At 62.5% G+C, this 17480-nt stretch carries 12 protein-coding genes and 1 pseudogene; 5 read left to right on the forward strand and 8 right to left on the reverse strand.

Annotated elements, in window-relative coordinates:
* Positions 1 to 218: 218 nt before the first annotated feature.
* The 4 genes and pseudogenes from ETW23_RS23530 (at position 219) to repC (ending at position 5485) form a co-directional block, all read left to right on the forward strand.
* Positions 219 to 1607: an O-antigen ligase gene (locus tag ETW23_RS23530; RefSeq protein WP_167738211.1), complete on the forward strand. Its 1389-nt coding sequence runs from the start codon at positions 219 to 221 to the stop codon at positions 1605 to 1607.
* Positions 1608 to 1851: 244 nt separating this feature from the next.
* Positions 1852 to 3049, forward strand: a pseudogene (repA, locus tag ETW23_RS23535) (plasmid partitioning protein RepA).
* Entirely contained in the window at positions 3046 to 4062 is a 1017-nt protein-coding gene (gene repB, locus ETW23_RS23540) for a plasmid partitioning protein RepB (RefSeq protein WP_134831650.1), read from the forward strand. Before repA ends, repB begins: the two are co-directional and overlap by 4 nt.
* A 181-nt stretch (positions 4063 to 4243) precedes the next feature.
* The gene (gene repC, locus ETW23_RS23545; RefSeq protein WP_302658751.1) at positions 4244 to 5485 is read left to right on the forward strand and encodes a plasmid replication protein RepC; all 1242 of its coding nucleotides are present in this window, start codon (positions 4244 to 4246) and stop codon (positions 5483 to 5485) included.
* Positions 5486 to 5541: 56 nt separating this feature from the next.
* On the opposite strand, the gene ETW23_RS23550 is transcribed toward repC, so the two are convergent.
* From ETW23_RS23550 to ETW23_RS23575, 6 genes are all read right to left on the reverse strand, one after another.
* The gene (locus tag ETW23_RS23550) at positions 5542 to 7044 is read right to left on the reverse strand and encodes an ATP-binding protein (RefSeq protein WP_167738212.1); all 1503 of its coding nucleotides are present in this window, start codon (positions 7042 to 7044) and stop codon (positions 5542 to 5544) included.
* A gap of 7 nt (positions 7045 to 7051) precedes the next feature.
* The gene (locus ETW23_RS23555; RefSeq protein ID WP_167738213.1) at positions 7052 to 7948 is read right to left on the reverse strand and encodes a phosphate/phosphite/phosphonate ABC transporter substrate-binding protein; all 897 of its coding nucleotides are present in this window, start codon (positions 7946 to 7948) and stop codon (positions 7052 to 7054) included.
* Positions 7949 to 8242: 294 nt separating this feature from the next.
* On the reverse strand, positions 8243 to 9016 hold the full coding sequence (locus tag ETW23_RS23560) for an IclR family transcriptional regulator (RefSeq protein ID WP_134831654.1): 774 nt from the start codon (positions 9014 to 9016) through the stop codon (positions 8243 to 8245).
* Positions 9017 to 9029: 13 nt separating this feature from the next.
* Complete coding sequence (locus ETW23_RS23565; protein WP_134831655.1) at positions 9030 to 10388, reverse strand: TRAP transporter large permease; 1359 nt, start codon at positions 10386 to 10388, stop codon at positions 9030 to 9032.
* Complete coding sequence (locus ETW23_RS23570; protein ID WP_134831656.1) at positions 10388 to 11056, reverse strand: TRAP transporter small permease; 669 nt, start codon at positions 11054 to 11056, stop codon at positions 10388 to 10390. The genes ETW23_RS23565 and ETW23_RS23570 overlap by 1 nt, the downstream gene beginning before the upstream one ends.
* A gap of 98 nt (positions 11057 to 11154) precedes the next feature.
* Positions 11155 to 12387, reverse strand: a complete 1233-nt coding sequence (locus tag ETW23_RS23575; protein WP_134831657.1) for a TRAP transporter substrate-binding protein — start codon at positions 12385 to 12387, stop codon at positions 11155 to 11157.
* A gap of 108 nt (positions 12388 to 12495) precedes the next feature.
* On the opposite strand from ETW23_RS23575, the gene ETW23_RS23580 reads away from it, so the two are divergent.
* Positions 12496 to 14091, forward strand: a complete 1596-nt coding sequence (locus ETW23_RS23580; protein WP_134831658.1) for a GMC family oxidoreductase — start codon at positions 12496 to 12498, stop codon at positions 14089 to 14091.
* A gap of 61 nt (positions 14092 to 14152) precedes the next feature.
* Here ETW23_RS23580 and ETW23_RS23585 read toward each other — a convergent pair whose 3' ends face one another.
* Both ETW23_RS23585 and ETW23_RS23590 read right to left on the reverse strand, forming a co-directional pair.
* A complete protein-coding gene (locus tag ETW23_RS23585) occupies positions 14153 to 15385 on the reverse strand; it encodes a spondin domain-containing protein (protein ID WP_134831659.1) in 1233 nt (410 codons plus the stop codon).
* The gene (locus ETW23_RS23590) at positions 15382 to 17277 is read right to left on the reverse strand and encodes a CHRD domain-containing protein (protein WP_134831660.1); all 1896 of its coding nucleotides are present in this window, start codon (positions 17275 to 17277) and stop codon (positions 15382 to 15384) included. Before ETW23_RS23590 ends, ETW23_RS23585 begins: the two co-directional genes overlap by 4 nt.
* Between the last annotated feature and the right edge of the window lie 203 nt (positions 17278 to 17480).

A 17480-nucleotide genomic window follows, 5' to 3' on the forward strand; every position in this document is an offset into this window, starting at 1 on the left:
AATTAATTGAAATCAAAAACCACTGTATTCTTCAAAGCGTTCTCTATGCGATCTGCCGGAACCCGCACTCTCCGTCAAAGCCGCCCTGACAGGCAGCTGCCCGGCGGCAACCCTCCTGCCGGTCCGGGACTACAGGCTGATCCAACTGCCGGCTGACCGGGGAAACACCGGGGGAAACACTGGACGAAACACTTGGCCAAACTCTGGGCGAAACAAACGTGCTGCATAGACCACCCCTTGCGCTTCTTTCACACCGTTACCGGGATCTCTGCCGCGCCGGTCTGGCAGCTTTCCTGTTTCTGGCGGCGCTGTTCAACGGCTCCGTTTCGCCGCCCTACACACAACTGACCGGAGGCCTGGCGGCCCTGCTGGCCTTGTTCTGCCTGCTGGTCAGAACCACCTCCTCCGGCCTTCGCCGCCTGGTGCGATCCACCGCGCTGATCCTGATTCTGGCGGCGATTTGGGGCGGGCTGCAGATCATTCCTCTGCCCATCGGCCCTCTGACCCACCCGGTCTGGCAGCAGGCCGGTGCCGCGCTGGACCTTAGCGCAGGCTATCTCTCCGTCCGCCCGCTGCGCACCCTGGCGGCGCTGCCGGCGCTGATCCTGCCGGGGCTGGTGTTTCTTTGCACCCTGGTCCTGTGCCAATCCCCCCGCTCCGCCAAACGCGTCTGGGTTGCCCTGTCGCTGACCGGGGCTGCAATTGTGCTCTTGTCCATAGTGCTTGAGGTGTTTTTTCCCCAGGCACGGGTCTTTACCAGCTACCCGGTCAGCTACGGCAGCTTCTCCGGCGTGTTTGTGAACCGCAACGTTGCCGCTTCATTTTTTGGTCTCACCGCATTTGCCCTGGCCGGCAGTCTCCAGATCCTGAAACCTGCGCATCGGCTGCAGCGAACCGGGCATCATGCCGGCCCGGCCCCCTCCCCTGCCCGTGTCAGCCTGGTGCAGCCGGCGCTTTGGCTGCTGCTGTTTGCGGCGCTGATTGCCATAATCGCAACCCGGTCGCGAGCCGGCGCCCTGCTCAGCCTGCCGCTGCTGGTTCTGTGCCTGGCAATTGTCTCTGCCCACGCGCACCGCAACGGACGCACCGCCCGGGTGCTGCTGGTGCTGGGCGGCGGCGGCCTGCTGCTGCTCCTGTTCGGCGAGCCGGTGTTCTCGCGGCTTGGCGGCGCGGCCGGCGATCCGCGCTGGTGCGCCTGGGCCGCCACATTGGCCGCAATCCGGGACAACCTGTGGACCGGCACCGGCTTTGGCACCTTCGCGGATGTTTTCCCCGGCTACCGGGATCCGGTCTGCCTTGGCACCGAAGGCAGCTGGCACCGGGCCCATAACGCCTATCTTGAGCTGGTGCTGGGATTCGGCCTGCCTGCCGCCCTGCTGCTGCTGGGCCTCAGCGTCCGGCTGCTGCTGAAAACCTGCCTCACCGGCCTGCGGCGGCGTCGCAGTCTGCGCGCCATACCGGTGCTGACCCTGGGGGCGCTGGCTTTTGTCTCAGCCCATTCGCTGGTGGATTTCCCGCTGCAAATCCCCGGCATCGCCTATTACTGCGCCGCCCTGCTGGGTGCCGGCTGCGCAATCTCGCTGCTGGAAACCCCGCACCGCCGCTGACCCCGCGCTTCCCCCGCACAAGGGAATCTGCGCCTGCCCGCAATGCCTTGCGGTTCATGCCCCCTGCCCCGCCAGATATAGAAAACACTTGCGCGAATCCCGTGCTTTGGCCAATAGTCACGGAAAAGCGGCGGCAAACGCCAAATTCCGTGAACACGGCCCCACCTGAAAACACGGGGGCAGGCGCGGATCAAAACGGCAGAGCGGCAGCGCACAGCAGGCATATAGGGCAGATGGATCATACATACACCCCGAGGATCTCAACGCGGTCATCCGCCAGCATTCCGAATGGATCGCCGCCCAGCTGCATGCGCAGCGCGAGAGCCTGTTCCCCCGAATGCCACCAAATCGATGCGCAAATTCACCTCCGGTGAGGCCGCGGCCCTGCTGGGGGTCAATGATTCCTACCTGCGCAAGCTGCATCTCGACGGCAAGGGCCCCTCGCCCGAACTGACCGCCGGCAACCGCCGCCAATACACTGCCGAGGACATCCAGGAACTGCGGGTGCTGCTGGAGAAAACCGCCCGCAAGCCGGGCGATTACCTGCCCGGCCGCCGCCTCCATCCGGAAGAGGGTGCAGGCTACGCCGACCATATGCAGATCATCGGCGTGATGAATTTCAAGGGCGGCTCCGGCAAAACCACCACTTCCGCCCATCTGGCACAGCGCCTGGCGCTCAAAGGCTACCGGGTTCTGGCGATCGACCTCGATCCGCAGGCCTCGCTGACCGCGCTGCACGGTGTGCAGCCGGAATTCGACCTCAAAGACGGCGGCACCCTGTTTGATGCCATCCGCTATGACGACCCGGCGCCGATCAGCTCGGTGATCCGCAAGACCTATATTCCGAACCTCGACCTGATCCCCGGCAATCTCGAACTGATGGAGTTTGAGCACGACACCCCCGCGCCCTGGCGCAGGGCAATGCCGGATTGTTCTTTTTCCGGGTCAAAGAGGCGCTGACGCAGGTCGATTCCGACTATGACGTGGTGGTCATCGACTGCCCGCCGCAGCTGGGGTTCCTCACCATGTCGGCGCTCTCTGCCGCCACCGGTGTGCTGGTGACGATCCACCCGGAAATGCTCGACGTGATGTCGATGTCGCAATTCCTGCGCATGACCGCCGACCTGATGGATGTCATCGCCCAGTCCGGCGCCGATATGTCGCACGACTGGATGCGCTACCTGCTCACCCGCTATGAACCCTCGGACGCGCCGCAGAACCGCATCGTCGCCTTCCTGCGCACCATGTACGGCGAAAAGGTGCTGAACGCGCAGATGCTGAAATCCACCGCGGTTTCCGACGCGGGCCTCACCAAACAGACCCTGTACGAAGTCGAACGCAGTGCTTTCACCCGCTCGACCTATGACCGCGCCGTCGAAAGCCTCAACGCCGTCAACGACGAAATCAGCCAGCTCATTCAGGAAACATGGGGGCGCAAATGACCAGCAGCAAGAAATCCCGCCTGTCGATGCTCGACAGCCTCGCCGCAGCCGGAGCGCCCTCCCCTGCCCCGGCGTCGTCGATGATGACCAGCAACCGCGCCCTGCGCTCGGCCCGCGACGCGGTGGATTCGCACCGGGTCTGGGATCTGGAACCGCATCAGATCGAAGACACGCGGATCGCCGACCGGCTTGATCCCGAAGACATAGTCGACCTGCGCGACGCGATTGAGACCAACGGCCAGACCGTGCCCGTCCTGGTGCGCCGCCATCCGACGGAACCGGACCGCTATCTGCTGGTCTATGGCCGCCGCCGGCTGGAGGCGATCCGCTCGTCGGACAAGGTTGCCAAAGTGCGCGCACTGGTGGCCAATCTGGACGATGACGCCGCCGTCCGGGCGCAGATCTCCGAAAACATGGCCCGCCGCGACCTCACATTCATTGAAAAGGCGCTGTTTGCGCTGGAGCTGGTCGAAAACGGCTTTGGCAACCAATCGCAGGTGGCCGAGGTTCTGACCGTCACCAAATCCTCTGTCTCTATGGCCATCGCCATTGCCGAGGCCATCACCCCCGGTCTTGCCCGCGCCATCGGCCCGGCCCAGGGCATCGGCCGCCCCCGCTGGGACGCACTGGCCAGGGCGATTGACGAAACCGGTGCGGACCGCACCGCGCTGGCCCAAACCGCCGAGCGGGTCTACACCGACTTTGCCATATCCGCGGTGACTGACGATGGCACAAACAGCGCCGCCGCCGACCCTTCGGTGATGGCGTTTGAGGCGGTGTTCAAGGCCGCGGTCCCCGCCCCTGCCCCGCAGCCTGCCAAACCACCGGCCAAAGCCGCGCCGGCCGCGCAGAAACTGACAATCGGCGGCAAACGCAGCGCAACCCTGCGCCGTTCCGCCAAGGGCGTAAACCTGGAACTGGCTGGCGGCGATTTTGCCGACTGGTTCGAGTCCGAGGCCCAAACCCTGATCCAAGAACTTCACGACCGTTGGCAAAATCGGTCGGAAGGTTAATTAATAACAATAACTTAGGAGGCACAGAGCAGACTAAAAAGAAGGCCCCGCAAAGACGAAGCTCCACGAGACCTACTTGTTTCTAGCACCTTCAAGTTAGTGGCAGGAGCCGTTTTCCGCAAGTCCAATGTGATTCGCGGGCCGCTCTTTTTTTGTCTTTCGTGATGAACACATGGGATATATGCCCCTCACGCCTTTTGGGCGAACGGTGGATGCTGTGCTGGTGAAACAGCAGGCTGCCGCCGAACAGGCTGGTTTGACCAGCGCTGTCAGCAAATGGGACGCGCTGCGCGAACTGGCCGCCGCCCGCAAACTCTACGGGCTCAGCGACCGTGATGTGTCGGTACTGCAGGCGCTTCTCAGCTTCCTGCCCGGCAAGATGATCGAACCGCAGCCCGGCACCCCGGTGGTGCACCCGTCCAACCGGGTGATCTGCGAGCGTCTCAACGGCATGCCCAACTCCACCATGCGCCGCCACATGGCCAAGCTGGTGCAGGCCGGCATCCTGATCCGCCGTGACAGCCCCAACGGCAAACGCTACGTGCGCCGCTACCAGGGCGACCGTGTTGCCTATGGCTTCGACCTCTCCCCCCTCGCTCTGCGCTATGCTGAATTCTCTCAGGCTGCCGAGGCAGAGCGCGTGCAACAGGCCCGTATCAAGCAACTGCGCGAGACCGTCAGCCTGATGCGCCGCGACCTTCTGAACCTCGCCCTTTGCGGTGCGGCGGAAAGGTCAGATCTCAGCATCTGGGACCAGTATCAGGACCTCGCCCAGCTCACCGCCCGCAGCCTGCGGCGTAAACTTGATCTTGGCGAATTGGAGCGGATTCAGGACCAGCTCGGCACAGCTCTCAGTGACCTGCAAACACATTTAGAGCCTGTATTTGCACAGAAACTGAGCACCAGTGACGCCCAAATTGAGCACCACTATCAGAATTCAAAGAAAGACTCATTTGAATCTGAACAAGCCGTTAAGCCAGCGCACGCAGCAAATACGGAATCGAAAGACGGACCCGGCTATGCTGAGAAAGCTTCAGCAGAAAGGCCGGCCCACCGTGAAACACCTCCCCAACCGGCTGAGGCCCCTGCCCCGTGCGGCCCAAGCCTGCCGCTTCGTCTGATCCTCGCCGCCTGCGGCGAAATCCAAGGCTATGCCGATGGCGCCATCCGTCACTGGGCCGACCTGCTGCGCGCCGCTGACACCGTGCGCCCGATGATGGGGGTTTCCAGCGCTGTCTGGGAAGAAGCCAAAACCGCCATGGGAGCCGCCGAAGCTTCCGTGGTGATTGCAGCAATGCTGGAGCGTTTCGGCGATATCCGTTCTCCCGGCGGATATCTGCGGCACCTCAGCGCCAAGGCAGCTTCTGGTCATTTTACCAGCAGCCCGATGATCATCGCACTGACCCGCCGCGAAGCCGCTTAAAGTTCACAGCTGTGAACTCCTCAATTGTCTGCTCTGAAGAACTCCGGAAACGGGTTTCAACTCGACCCGGAAACAAAATCCCTGGCCGTGGAGAATGTACAGCTGAATGTAAACGTGGAGCCTTTTCCGGGTTCGGAACGCACATCAATTTCGCCGCCCATCAGATGCGCCAGACGGGAGGCAATACCCAGCCCCAGGCCGGTTCCGCCGAAATCCCGGGTTGCGGAACTGTTGACCTGGGAAAACGCGTTGAAGACGCTGGCCAGCTTGTCTTCGGGTATACCGATGCCGGTGTCTTCGACAGCGATGTTAAACCGGGTCTGAGAGGCCATTCCGGTTCCGGTGACTTTGACTGTCACGGCCCCGTTCTCAGTGAATTTCACCGCGTTGCCGACCAGGTTGACGATGATCTGCCGGATCCGGCCCTCGTCGCCCAGAATGGCAGAAGGCAAACCCGTTTCATAATCCAGCCGCAAGGCCACCCGGCTTTCTGCCGCATTGGCTTCCAGCATACGGACAACGCCCGAAAGCAGGTCGCGAATATCAAGCGGCTGGCTTCTAAGCTCCAGCTTGCCGGACTCGATCTTAGAGAAATCGAGTATCTCGTTGATGATTTCCAGCAAGGCTTCACCGGACTCCGAAATGGTCCGGGCATAAAGCGCCTGGTCCTCGTCCAAGTCCGTTTCCTCCAGCAATGACGCCATTCCCAATACACCGTTCATCGGGGTTCTGATCTCGTGACTCATGGTGGCGAGAAACTCGGATTTAGCCTTGTTCCCGGCCTCTGCGGCGCGGGTTCGTTCTTTTACCTTTTCCTCAAGCGAGGCCGTAAGTTCCGTCAAATCTGCATTGCTACGGTCAAGATGGGTCAGCACCTCGGCGAAAGCCAGTGCCAAACGGCCGATTTCGTCCCGGCCGCAATCGGGGACGTTCTGAGGAAGGCTGCCCTGGCGGATGCTGTCCGCGAAGTCCGTCAGCCGCTTGACCGGTCTGGTGATCCTGTTGGCCATGATGATGGCAGCAAGTGATGCAAACAGCGCGCAGAGACCCGACAGCAGCAGGATCCGGCTGACATGGGCCATCCATTCCTGGTCCAGACGGGCCGTTGAAAACTCCAGCACCACATAGCCAAGCCGGGTGTCCGCCGTTGCCAGAACCGGGCCTGCGGCTGTGATCCGGCCGTCGCCGGTTGAGACCGACCACTGCTTGTGGTCAATAGCAGGGCGCAGGAGCGGATCGGCGAACCGCCGGCCGCGCAGAGGATTGGCCTCGGTGCCATCTGTCAGCACCCGGGTGCCGGCGTCCAGAATCAGCGCGCCTATTGCGCCCTCGCTGGCCAGTGCAGACCCCGCCTGTTGCCTTAACTGTTTGATATCAAATTCATAAAGCGGTTCAAGTATAGCTTCTCCCAAGGTTTTGGCGAGATCGGTCACATGCCGTTCGTAGGCATCAGCGGAGTTTTTGTAGGCAAGGGTCAGAGAAATGCCCGAAATGGCTGCGGCCACCGCCAGAACAATCAATACAGTGTAGACAACCAGTTTGGTTCTGAGGCTGGACACAAACAAATCAGTCTCCGCTGATGAGAATTGCAACCGGGGCTTGGAATTGGTCCAGCAGCTCCTGGGTTGAGGCCGGGATGGCATCAAACTTGGTGGTGCCTTCAAAGTCCTGCAATACGTTGCGGCCGGGGCCGGATTGATCCATGCCGGTCAGCACGGCCAGCAGCGTCTGGGAAAATGCGGCGGAGGCATCAGGCGAGACGCTGACGACATGGCGCGGAATGGCATTGGTTTCCAGTAGGATTGACAGATCTTCAAAATCGCCGCCGGCGTGCATCTTGAGGCCGCGCAGCGACATGGCGCCGGCATCCACCAGACCGCGCAGCACCCATTCGAGGGTGTTTCCGTCGTCGCCGGAAAAGACATAGGCTGTGCCGCTGTCCGGACGTTCAGCCCGGAGGTTCGGAAGGGCGGCCAACGGCACGATCTGGTCCCCGATGGCCAGCCGCGGCAGGATGTATCCGCTGGAGGAAAACGGTTCCTCAAAGGCGACAACCTTGCCCTTGAGGTCTGCGAGCGCTTGAATGCCGCTGTCCTGGCGGGCAAAGATCACGGATTGATATTGGGCAATTCCCTTTTTCCAGCGGCGGGCCAGCAGGCGGCTGCCGCATTCGGCGCGGACCGCCAGTGATACAAGCGGGCTGTCTATGTAAATGTCGACGGCACCTGTGCGCAGGAGGTCGGACATTTCGCTGATGTCCCGTGCGATTGTCACACTGGCGCCGGTGATGCCCTGATCCTGCAGCTGCGCTGCGAGGTGGCGGGCAAAGGGAAGGAAGGTGCGGGTTTCCTTGACCGGTTCGTCGCTGATGGTGCCGATCACCAGCATCCGGGCAGCGGCGGTCTGGCCGGTCAACAGGCCAAGGCACAGGCAAAGCAGAAACACCGGTTTTTTGAAATGCATGGCTGGCCTCATTCTTGAAAAACAGCGCGACTGATGAGTGCTTCTTTACCGCACAAATTGCGTACAAAAAGATAAAAGGTCGATTTTTAACTTGTCTGCGGCCGCTGCCTGGAGGGGGTTATTCTAAATCCAGGCGGCTGCGGCGGCGCGCGCGGACAGGCCGGGGCAAGGACCGGGACGGGGGCAGAAACGAGGGCAGGGCGGGCGGCACGGGAGTTGCGCCGCCCGCCGTTCAAATCAGCCGGAGCCGCAGGAAACGGGGAAACGGCTGCGCTGAGGGGACAGGCAGGGCGCCTAGGCCAGATCAGACAGGCCTGCAGCGGCTTTTTGCAGAGCGGGCAGGAAATCTGTCAGATCCTGCAGGCTGCGGCGCTGCACCGGGGCGTGCACGGACAGCGTGGCCAGGAGCCGGCTGTGCGCGTCCCGCACCGGCACGGCGACGGCAACCATGCCGGAGATGAACTCCTCGGCGTCGGTGGAATAGCCGCGGCTGCGGATGGCGGCCAATTCAGTGCCGAGGGCATCCGGGTCGGTGCAGCTTTGCCCGGTCACCGCCTCCAGCGGGCGGGCGTGCAGCACCGCCTGCAGCGTGCTGGGCTTCAGCGATGACAGATACATCTTGCCGCTAGCGGTGCAATGGAACGGCACCTGGGTGCCGATCGGCAGCTGGATGCGCAGCGGCCATTTGGTTTCCACCCGGTCGAGGTAGGTCATGCCTTCGCGGTCGGGGGTGGCGAGATTGCAGGTCTCGCCCAGTTCCTCGGCCACGCCTTTCAGGATGCTGAGCCGGGCGGTGCGCAGATGTTCGGATGACATGGTGTCCAGCGCCATCCGGCGCAGGCGGGGACCGGGACCATAGGCGCGCCCGTCAAGGTCGCGCTGCAAAAACCCTTCGGCCTCGGCGGTTTGCATCAGCCGGTGAACGGTGGGCTTGGGCAGGCCCATCGCCTCGATCATCTCGGCCGGTTTGACGGCGGTGCCGCGGCGGGCGATCTCCTCCAGCAGCACCAGCAGGCGCAGGTTGGTGGGGATCTGCCCCTCTTTCTTATCGGACGCGTCGTCTGCCATCACCGCCTTATCCCTATTTGCCCGGCAGCAGCACCAGCGCGAAATCGGGAACCAGCGAGACCAGCACCCAGACCCCGATCAGGGCTGCAAGGTAAGGGACTGTATAGCGAAGCAGGCGGAAATACGGAACACCGGTGACGCCGGATGCGACATAGAGGTTGAGACCGTAGGGCGGGGTGATGAAACCGATGGAGGCGCCGACCAGGAAGATCACCGAGAAGTGGATCGGATCGACCCCGACCGAGGCCGCGATGGGGGCGAGGATCGGGGCCAGGATGATGGTGACCGGCAGGCTTTCCAGCACCATGCCGGAGAAGAACACAATCACCATCGAGGTGAACAGCACCGCGTGGTAGCCGCCCATCGAGGTGACAAAATCGCCGATGGTCTGCTGGGCGCCCAGCAGCGACAGGATCTGCTGCATCACCACGGAGATTGCGATCAGCGGCGCCAGGATGCCGGTGATCTGCGCCGAGCGCACGACGATTGAGGGGATCTGCGGGATGGTGAAGCCTTCGACCACCAGCATCTCGGCATAGGATTTCTCCTCCCATGATTTGCCGCTGCCGGCGCCGGTGAGTTTGGTCGCCACCCAGGACAGCACGCCTGCGATGACACAGAAGCCGACGGTGACGCCTGCGGCCTCGGTGGGGGAGAACTTGCCGGTGTAGATACCCCAGAGCACCAGCCCGATGGCAAAGAAGCCGAGCCAGGCGCCAAAGGCGGTTTTCAGGACGCGGGTCAGCTGCAGCGGGATCAGGAAGCCCCAGCCATTGCGGCGGCAGATAATCCAGCAGGCGAATTGCATGCCGACGACCATCATCGCGCCGGGCAGGATGCCGGCCACAAACAGGTCCGAGATCGGCAGGTTCATCAGGAAGCCGTAGACGATGAAAATGATCGACGGCGGGATGATGATGCCCACCGTGCCGCCCGCGGCGGCGGTGGCGGCAGAGAAGCGTTCGTCATAGCCGCCTTTGACCATTTCCGGGTGCAGCATCGAGCCGATTGTGGCCGTTGTGGCCGAGTTAGAGCCTGATATGGCGGCAAACAACCCGCAGGCGCCCAGCGAGGCCATCGCCAGCCCGCCGCGCATCCAGCCGAGGCAGGCATAGGCGAAGTCGGACAGGCGGCGGGCGATGCCGGACTGGTTGATCAGGTCGCCGGTGAGGATGAACAGCGGCATCGCCAGAAGGGCAAAGCCCTTGTTGAACACATTCAAGAGCTCGGCGCCCATATTGTCGAGCGTCAGCCCCAGCACGAAAGAGCAGCCAATGACCCAATAGCCGATCACCAGCAGCACCGGCACGCCCAGCATGAACAGGAAGGTGACCCCCAGCGAGATCAGCGTGACCCAGGTTCCGGTATCCATTACACGTCTCCTCCGATCACGGCCTGTTTGATCAGCGGCGCGCCGCTGCGGAAATTGCGGATGTCGTCAGCCAGGTTTTCAAACACCCGCGCGATCATCAGGATAAATGACATGGGCGCGGTGATCAGGAACCACCATTGCAGCACGCTGTCGGTGCCCAGCACAATCTGGAAGTTCGAGGCCGACAGCGCGGTCAGCCGGGTAGTGGTGACAAAAACAATGACGGCAAAGCCGAACCACAGCACCGCATCCAAAGTCAGGCAGCCCAGCTGCGCCCAGCGGGGCATGATGGTGCGGAATTCGTTGAAACTCAGATGCGTGCGCAGCCGGACGTTGAAGGCGGCGCCGAACCAGGCCATTACCATAAACAGCAAGGGCGGAATGGTGGTGGACCAGGGCTGCTGGTTCTTGAAGACGAAGCGGTCAATCACGCCCCAGAAGATGATGAACGCGATGGCCAGATAGCTCCACACCATGATGGTGCGCTCCAGATGCCGGTCCAGCAGCGGCACCAGCCGGTAGATCAGCATTACCAGCAAGCCACCGGTTGCCGCAGCGGCGGTGCCCAGCACCCAGGCGGCGTTGCTTTCCAATGCGTTGCGGATTTCCCAGCTATCCTGCGATGCAAATGCGCTGAAAATCGCACTGATTTCGGACCAGAGCGTCATTCGTTCCTCCCATGAAACCTCCGGTCTCCCATCCAGAGGGGTATTCCCCGGCGCCTGTTGCAACGCCGGGGAACGGATTAATTCAGCCTAGGCTGCGGTCAGCCTTTCCACCAGCGGCGCGGCTCCACGTTTTCAGGCTTCATGTCTTTGTCGACTTCGCGCGCGATATTGTAGATTTCCTGATAGGTGTCGATGCCGCCGGCCCAGCCATTCAGACGGTCGCGCCACTGCTCCCACAGCTGCGGCTGGAACTCGGGTGAACACATTTCCTCAGCCATGCGGATTTCGCTGTCCGGCAGGAAAGCGGGGCGCACGCCGTGTTCGACAAACATGGTGCCCGGCAGTTGCGGATCACTAAAGCCGACGGTCTTGACCAGTGCTGCCTCGTTCGCGGCCTGCACATGGGCCTGGGCCCAATAGGCGCTCTCCATCACCGCATCCTGCAGGTAGCCTTCAAGCCCGTCAAAGACCTTGGCCGACATCGAGGTATGCTCGGTGCCGCAGAAGAACTTGAGGTCGACGGACTGACTTACGACCGGCGACATATTGGCATAGGCCACGGCAGAGGCCCAGGTTTCGGCGCCGTCGATCAGACCCTGTTTCAATCCGTCCAGGGTTTCCTCCCAGGCCACGGGGACCGGGTTCAGGTTCAGCGCCTTCATGGCGATGCGGCCCAGCTGGGTGCCGGTCACACGGTTCTTGGTGCCGAACAGCTGCTCCAGCTTGGTGATGGTGGGTGCGTCCTTGTATTTCAGGCCCAGCTGGATGCCGCGCAGCTCGCAGTGGCTGAACAGGAACTTCAGCCCGTGCCGCTTCTCCAGCGGATCGCGCAGAATTTCCTGGCTCTTTGGGTGATAGAGGAAATGATACTGCGAGGCGCGGCCGGGGAACATGAAGGCATAGTCCAGCACGTTCAGGTAAGGCGCGCCGCCGGCCGAGTTCTGGGTGGATGCCGCGTAGATATCGACGATGCCCTGCTGAGTTTTCTCAACACAGCTCAGCTGGCCGCAGATCTGGTTGTCGCCGATGAACTCGATCCGGATCTCGCCATCAGTGCGGGCTTCCAGATCCCGGGCGAACTCCAGCGCACCGGCCCGTTCGATCAGCAGGTTGCGGGCGTTAAACCCCGAGGCGCCGAATTTCAGCGTGTGTTTTGCGGGCTTGGAGAAGCGCCGCTCGTAAGTCGATTCCGCTGCCGAGGCGAGATTCGCCAGGCTCATCGCACCGCCAAAGCTGCCGGCCGCCAGCAGCGTCGAGCTCATCCCGTAAGTGCCTGCAACCTTGAACAGATCCCGCCGCGATATGCGGTCCAGTTTGTCCATGACCCCCATAATTTTCCTCCCTAAGATCAATTATTGAGACGTTTGGTATCAAAAATAGCTAGCTTATTTCATGCAATCTGTATAGAAGTTTTTTCCACACAGGGCGGAGAGAAGGTCGTGGAAGCAGATTTCATTGTCATCGGAGCGGGATCGTCAGGCTGCGTCATTGCAAACCGGCTGAGCGCTGATCCGCGCAACAAAGTGGTGCTGCTGGAGGCCGGCGGGCGGGACACCAACCCCTGGATTCACATCCCGGTCGGCTACTTCAAGACCATGCACAACCCGTCCGTTGACTGGTGCTACAAGACCGAGCCTGATCCGGGGCTGAACGGGCGGTCGATTGATTGGCCGCGCGGCAAGGTGCTGGGTGGCTCATCCTCGCTGAACGGGCTTTTATATGTGCGGGGTCAAAAAGAAGATTACGACCGCTGGCGCCAGATGGGCAATGAGGGCTGGGGCTGGGAGGACGTTCTGCCCTTGTTCAAACGATCCGAGGATCAGGAGCGGGGCGCGGATGAGTTTCACGGTGCAGGCGGGCCATTGGCGGTGTCGAACATGCGCATTCAACGCCCGATCTGCGACGCTTGGGTCGCAGCGGCGCAGGAGGCGGGGTATCCCTTCAACCCCGATTACAACGGCGCCGAACAAGAGGGTGTCGGTTATTTCCAGCTGACCACCCGCAACGGGCGCCGCTGCAGTGCCGCGGTTGCCTTTTTGAACCCTGCGCGGGGCCGGGCCAATCTGCAGATCATCACTCATGCGCTGGTGGAAAGGATTGATCTGGACGGGCGCAAAGTCACCGGTGTGACCTACCTGGACAAGACGGGCCAGCGGCAAAGCATCACTTCCCGCAAAGAAGTCATTCTTTCGGCCGGGGCTATCAACTCACCGCAGACACTGATGCTGTCCGGGATCGGCCCGGCGGAGCAGCTGAAGGCCAATGGTGTTGATGTGGCGGTAGATCTGCCGGGGGTGGGCCAGGGGCTGCAGGACCATCTGCAGGCACGGCTGGTTTACAAATGCAACGAACCGACCCTGAACGATGAGGTGCGCAGCCTGTTCAATCAGGCGCGGATTGCGCTGAAATATGCCTTGTTCCGGGCCGGGCCGATGACCATGGCCGCCAGTCTGGCAACCGGGTTTATGAAAACCCGGCCTGAGGTGGCGACTCCGAATATCCAATTCCATGTGCAGCCCTGGTCCGCGGACAGCCCGGGCGAGGGCGTGCATCCCTTCTCAGCCTTCACCATGTCGGTGTGCCAGCTGCGGCCCGAAAGCCGGGGTGAAATCCGGTTAAACGGGCCTGATCCCAAAAGCTATCCGAAAATTCATCCCAACTATCTGTCAAGCGAAACAGACTGCCGGACCCTGGTGGACGGTGTGAACATCGCGCGCCGCATCGCCCGGCACAAACCGCTGGCTTCCAAGATAGCTCAGGAGTTCAGGCCCGATGCAAGTCTGGAGATGGAGGATTACGCGGGCACACTGGATTGGGCGCGCGGAAACTCGGTGTCGATCTATCATCCGACCGGCACCTGCAAGATGGGGCAGGGGACGGATGCAGTGGTGGACGCCGGTTTGCGGGTGCATGGTGTGCAGGGGCTGCGGGTGGCGGATTGTTCGATCATGCCCGAGATCGTCTCGGGCAACACCAATGCGCCGGCCATCATGATCGGTGAAAAGGCCAGCGATCTGGTGATGGCTGCGGACTGAGAAAGAGAGAGACGGCGGCACTCCGCAGAGTGCCGCCGCCGTTGGGTTTTCCTGCCGGTTTTTAGATCAGGAAGTGATCCTCGGTCAGGGCTGAGGCCTGCACATCCAGCAGGGTGATCGATCCGTCGTCCCCAAGGTCGATCAGGGCATTGCTGCCGTCCTGCGAGATTGCGCCGGACAGATCATCAAAGCTGCCGAAGCCGAAACTGCCACCAGTCAAGTCCAGCAGCTCGCCATCGGCGGAGGTGTTGAAGTCGGTGATCACGTCATTGCCGAAGCCCTCGTTGAAGACAAAGGCATCGGCGCCGCGCCCGCCTGTCAGCTGGTCATTGCCGGCGCCGCCGTCCAGCGTGTCGCGTCCGCGCCCGCCTGCGATACGGTCACTGCCTGCACCGCCGTCGGCCAGGTCGCGCCCGCGGCCGCCAAACAGCACATCCGCACCATCGCCGCCATCCAGGGTATCCGCGCCGCGCTGGCCGCGCAGCAGGTCGTTGCCCCGTCCGCCGTCGATATAGTCGCTGCCGGCACCGCCGGACAGCACATCAGCGCCGCCTTCGGCCAGGTCGACCACGATGCGCAAGAGCTGCTCCTCGCCGCTGTTGCGGGTAAAGTCGCCCTCGGCCGGATCAACACTGGTGCCTGCGGCGGTGGTGCCGCCCAGGATGTTGACCGGGGTGCCGTCCGGATTGCCTTCGGAGCCGTTGAAGCCCTCGTGCTGGCGGACCACGCCGTTCTCGGCGGTGCCCTGATCGCGGGCGGTCTGGTTCAGGAAGGCAGCCCCTTCTTCGGTGTTCACCTCGGTGCCGGCATCCAGCACATCGGTGCCGAAACGTTCGATCACCAGCGGCCCGGCAAAATTGCCGTCGGCGTCAAAGATGAAATCCTGCAGCGCATCGTCGGGCGAGGCCAGGAAAGCATCGTTGGAGGGGATCACCATGGTGGCCCAGGTAAAGAAGCCCTGGCCGACCTGATCGGCGTTCACATTGAGGGTGAAGCTGGCGCTTTCGCCCGGGTCGATCGGCCCCGGCGCACCGTTGCCGCCGATGATAGTGGCATCAACGCCGCCACCTGCGACCTGCTGGTTGAACTCGGCTGCGATGCCTTCGACGCTGCCGTCTTCGGCAATGCGCTCCAGCCCGCCGCTGGCGGCCTCGCCATCGGTCCAGAGGTCAAAGTTTTCGCCGTCGTGAAAGCCGAACCAGACCGGGGTCAGGAAAGTGCCGCCTTCGCCCAGCGTGTTGGTCACGGTGACGGTGATCGCCTCGCCGTCGCCGATGGCATCGCCGCGGATCACGTCATTGCCGCCGCCGCCATTGATGGTATCGCCGCCGCCACCCCGGCCAGCAGGTTATCCCCGGCATCGCCGTTCAGCACGTCGTTGTTTGCCGAGCCGGTCAGGTTTTCAATGTTCAGCAGCGTATCCACAACCGCACCGGTCGGACCCTGATAGACTGCGGCGCCGGAATTCAGGTCGGCAATCACCGCTGCACCGATGTCCTGGAAATCTGCGGTGTCGATGCCCGCGCCGCCGTCGGTCACATCCGCACCGCCGCCGCCGCGCAGGATGTCGTTGCCATCGCCGCCTTCCAGCACGTCATTGCCGCCGCGGCCCACCAGCAGGTCGTTGCCATCATTGCCGGTCAGCGTGTTGGCACCGCCGTCGCCGAACAGCTGGTCGTCATTGTCCGACCCGTCGAGGTTTTCAAAGCCGCTGAAGTTTTCGAACACGGTGGTGGTTTCATTCGGCTGATACGACGCGCTGCCAGAGCCAAGATCCGCGACCACCTCAGCCCCGATATTGACGAAGCTGTTGGTGTCGGTGCCATCGCCGCCGGTCAGGACGTCCACGCCGCCGCCGCCTGCGATAAAGTCGTCGCCATCGCCGCCGTCAATGGCGTTGGGGGCGGCGCCCAAGGCGCGGATATCATCGTTGTTGGCGGAACCGGTGATGTTTTCGATGCCGGTGAACTCTTCCTCGATCAGCGGGCCGTTGCCGCCGCCGCCGGTGTAGGATGCGGTTCCCGAACCGTCCGCGTTCAGCACCACAGTGACGCCGGCGATTGAGGCATCTGCGGCGCCCTGGTTGATGTTGGCAAAGGAGTTGGTGTCGATGCCCGCGCCGCCGTCGATTGTGTCCACGCCGCCGCCGCCGCTGAGGATGTCGTTGCCGCCGCCGCCGCGCAGTTCGTCGTTGCCAGCGCCGCCGTTCAGCTGGTCGCTGCCGCGTCCGCCGCGCAGAACGTCATCGCCTGATCCGCCATCCAGCGTGTCGGCGCCGCGGTTGCCGCGCAGGTCGTCGTTGCCGTCGCCACCGTTCAGCTCATCATTGCCGCGGCGTCCGCGGAGGATGTCATCGCCGCCGTTGCCGTTCAGCAGATTAGCGCCGTTATCGCCGCGCAGATCATCGCCGTCATCGGAGCCTTCCAGGTTTTCGATGCTGATCAGCGTGTCGGTCTCGACGGCTTCATCAAAGACATTGCCGTCATCGGTGCCTGCGTTCAGCCCGTTCACATCGCCGCCCGCGTCCTGCACGATATCGGTGATCACCGGGCCGTTCTGCCCGGCCGGGGCGTTGTGCAGGTGGATGGCGCTGACGCCTGCCACCGGCAGCAGGTCTGACGTGGCCAGACCGGTCACCGACAGGTCCGAGCTGTAGGTGATGCTGCTGCCATCAATCACGATCACCACCCGGCCCTGGCCGGTGGCCTGGGAGTCGCTGGCACCGTCCGGCTCCTGTGCGGCATCCAGATCGGCAACCAGGGTCAGCGTGCGGATGCCGCCATCGGTGATATCGCTTTCAACCAGCAGCTGGCCGCGGATTTCACCGCCGGGGAAGTCATTGGTGTGAATGTTGTAGTAAAGATTGCCGCCCGCAGCCTGATCCGCAAGATCCGCCGGGGACTGGTCTGTGGTCAGCGATGCCAGCGGCTGGTCCTCCACTACCACCGCAAAACCGGTCTCGCGGGTGGCGGTGCCGGTCCGCAGAGCGGCCTCGGCCGGCACGTCGATGTCGCGGAAATCCGCGGTATCCGACCCTGCGCCGCCGTCCAGCGTGTCATCCCCCAAGCCGCCGGTCAGGGTGTCGTCGCCGCCCAGCCCCAGCAGGGTTTCGCTGGCATTTGTCCCGGTAAGAGGGTCCGGGCCTTCTGTCCCGGCGATCGGGCCCATGTTGTTTTGTTCAGTCATAGTCGTTCCTCCAGTTACTCCGGCGCAGCTCCGTTTGCGCGCGGGTGAAACTGAAGCTGTGAGGGGCGGAAGAAACGCAACGCATCAGATTTGAAGCGCTGCGCGTCATTTTGAAGAAAGGGGAGATCTTCGCGTAAGATGCTGAAATAAAGCTGAATTATTTCATGTTCACAGCGGCACAAGTAAATTTGAGTGGTGTTACA

Source organism: Leisingera sp. NJS201, from assembly GCF_004535885.1.
Classification (GTDB): domain Bacteria; phylum Pseudomonadota; class Alphaproteobacteria; order Rhodobacterales; family Rhodobacteraceae; genus Leisingera.

Bases quoted from the DNA above. Each gene is read 5' to 3' on its own strand.
- repB (WP_134831650.1), top strand. From the start codon at position 3,046: ATGACCAGCAGCAAGAAATCCCGCCTGTCGATGCTCGACAGCCTCGCC.
- repC (WP_302658751.1), top strand. From the start codon at position 4,244: ATGCCCCTCACGCCTTTTGGGCGAACGGTGGATGCTGTGCTGGTGAAA.
- ETW23_RS23555 (WP_167738213.1), bottom strand. From the start codon at position 7,948: ATGCATTTCAAAAAACCGGTGTTTCTGCTTTGCCTGTGCCTTGGCCTG.
- ETW23_RS23560 (WP_134831654.1), bottom strand. From the start codon at position 9,016: ATGGCAGACGACGCGTCCGATAAGAAAGAGGGGCAGATCCCCACCAAC.
- ETW23_RS23565 (WP_134831655.1), bottom strand. From the start codon at position 10,388: ATGGATACCGGAACCTGGGTCACGCTGATCTCGCTGGGGGTCACCTTC.
- ETW23_RS23570 (WP_134831656.1), bottom strand. From the start codon at position 11,056: ATGACGCTCTGGTCCGAAATCAGTGCGATTTTCAGCGCATTTGCATCG.
- ETW23_RS23575 (WP_134831657.1), bottom strand. From the start codon at position 12,387: ATGGGGGTCATGGACAAACTGGACCGCATATCGCGGCGGGATCTGTTC.
- ETW23_RS23590 (WP_134831660.1), bottom strand. From the start codon at position 17,277: ATGACTGAACAAAACAACATGGGCCCGATCGCCGGGACAGAAGGCCCG.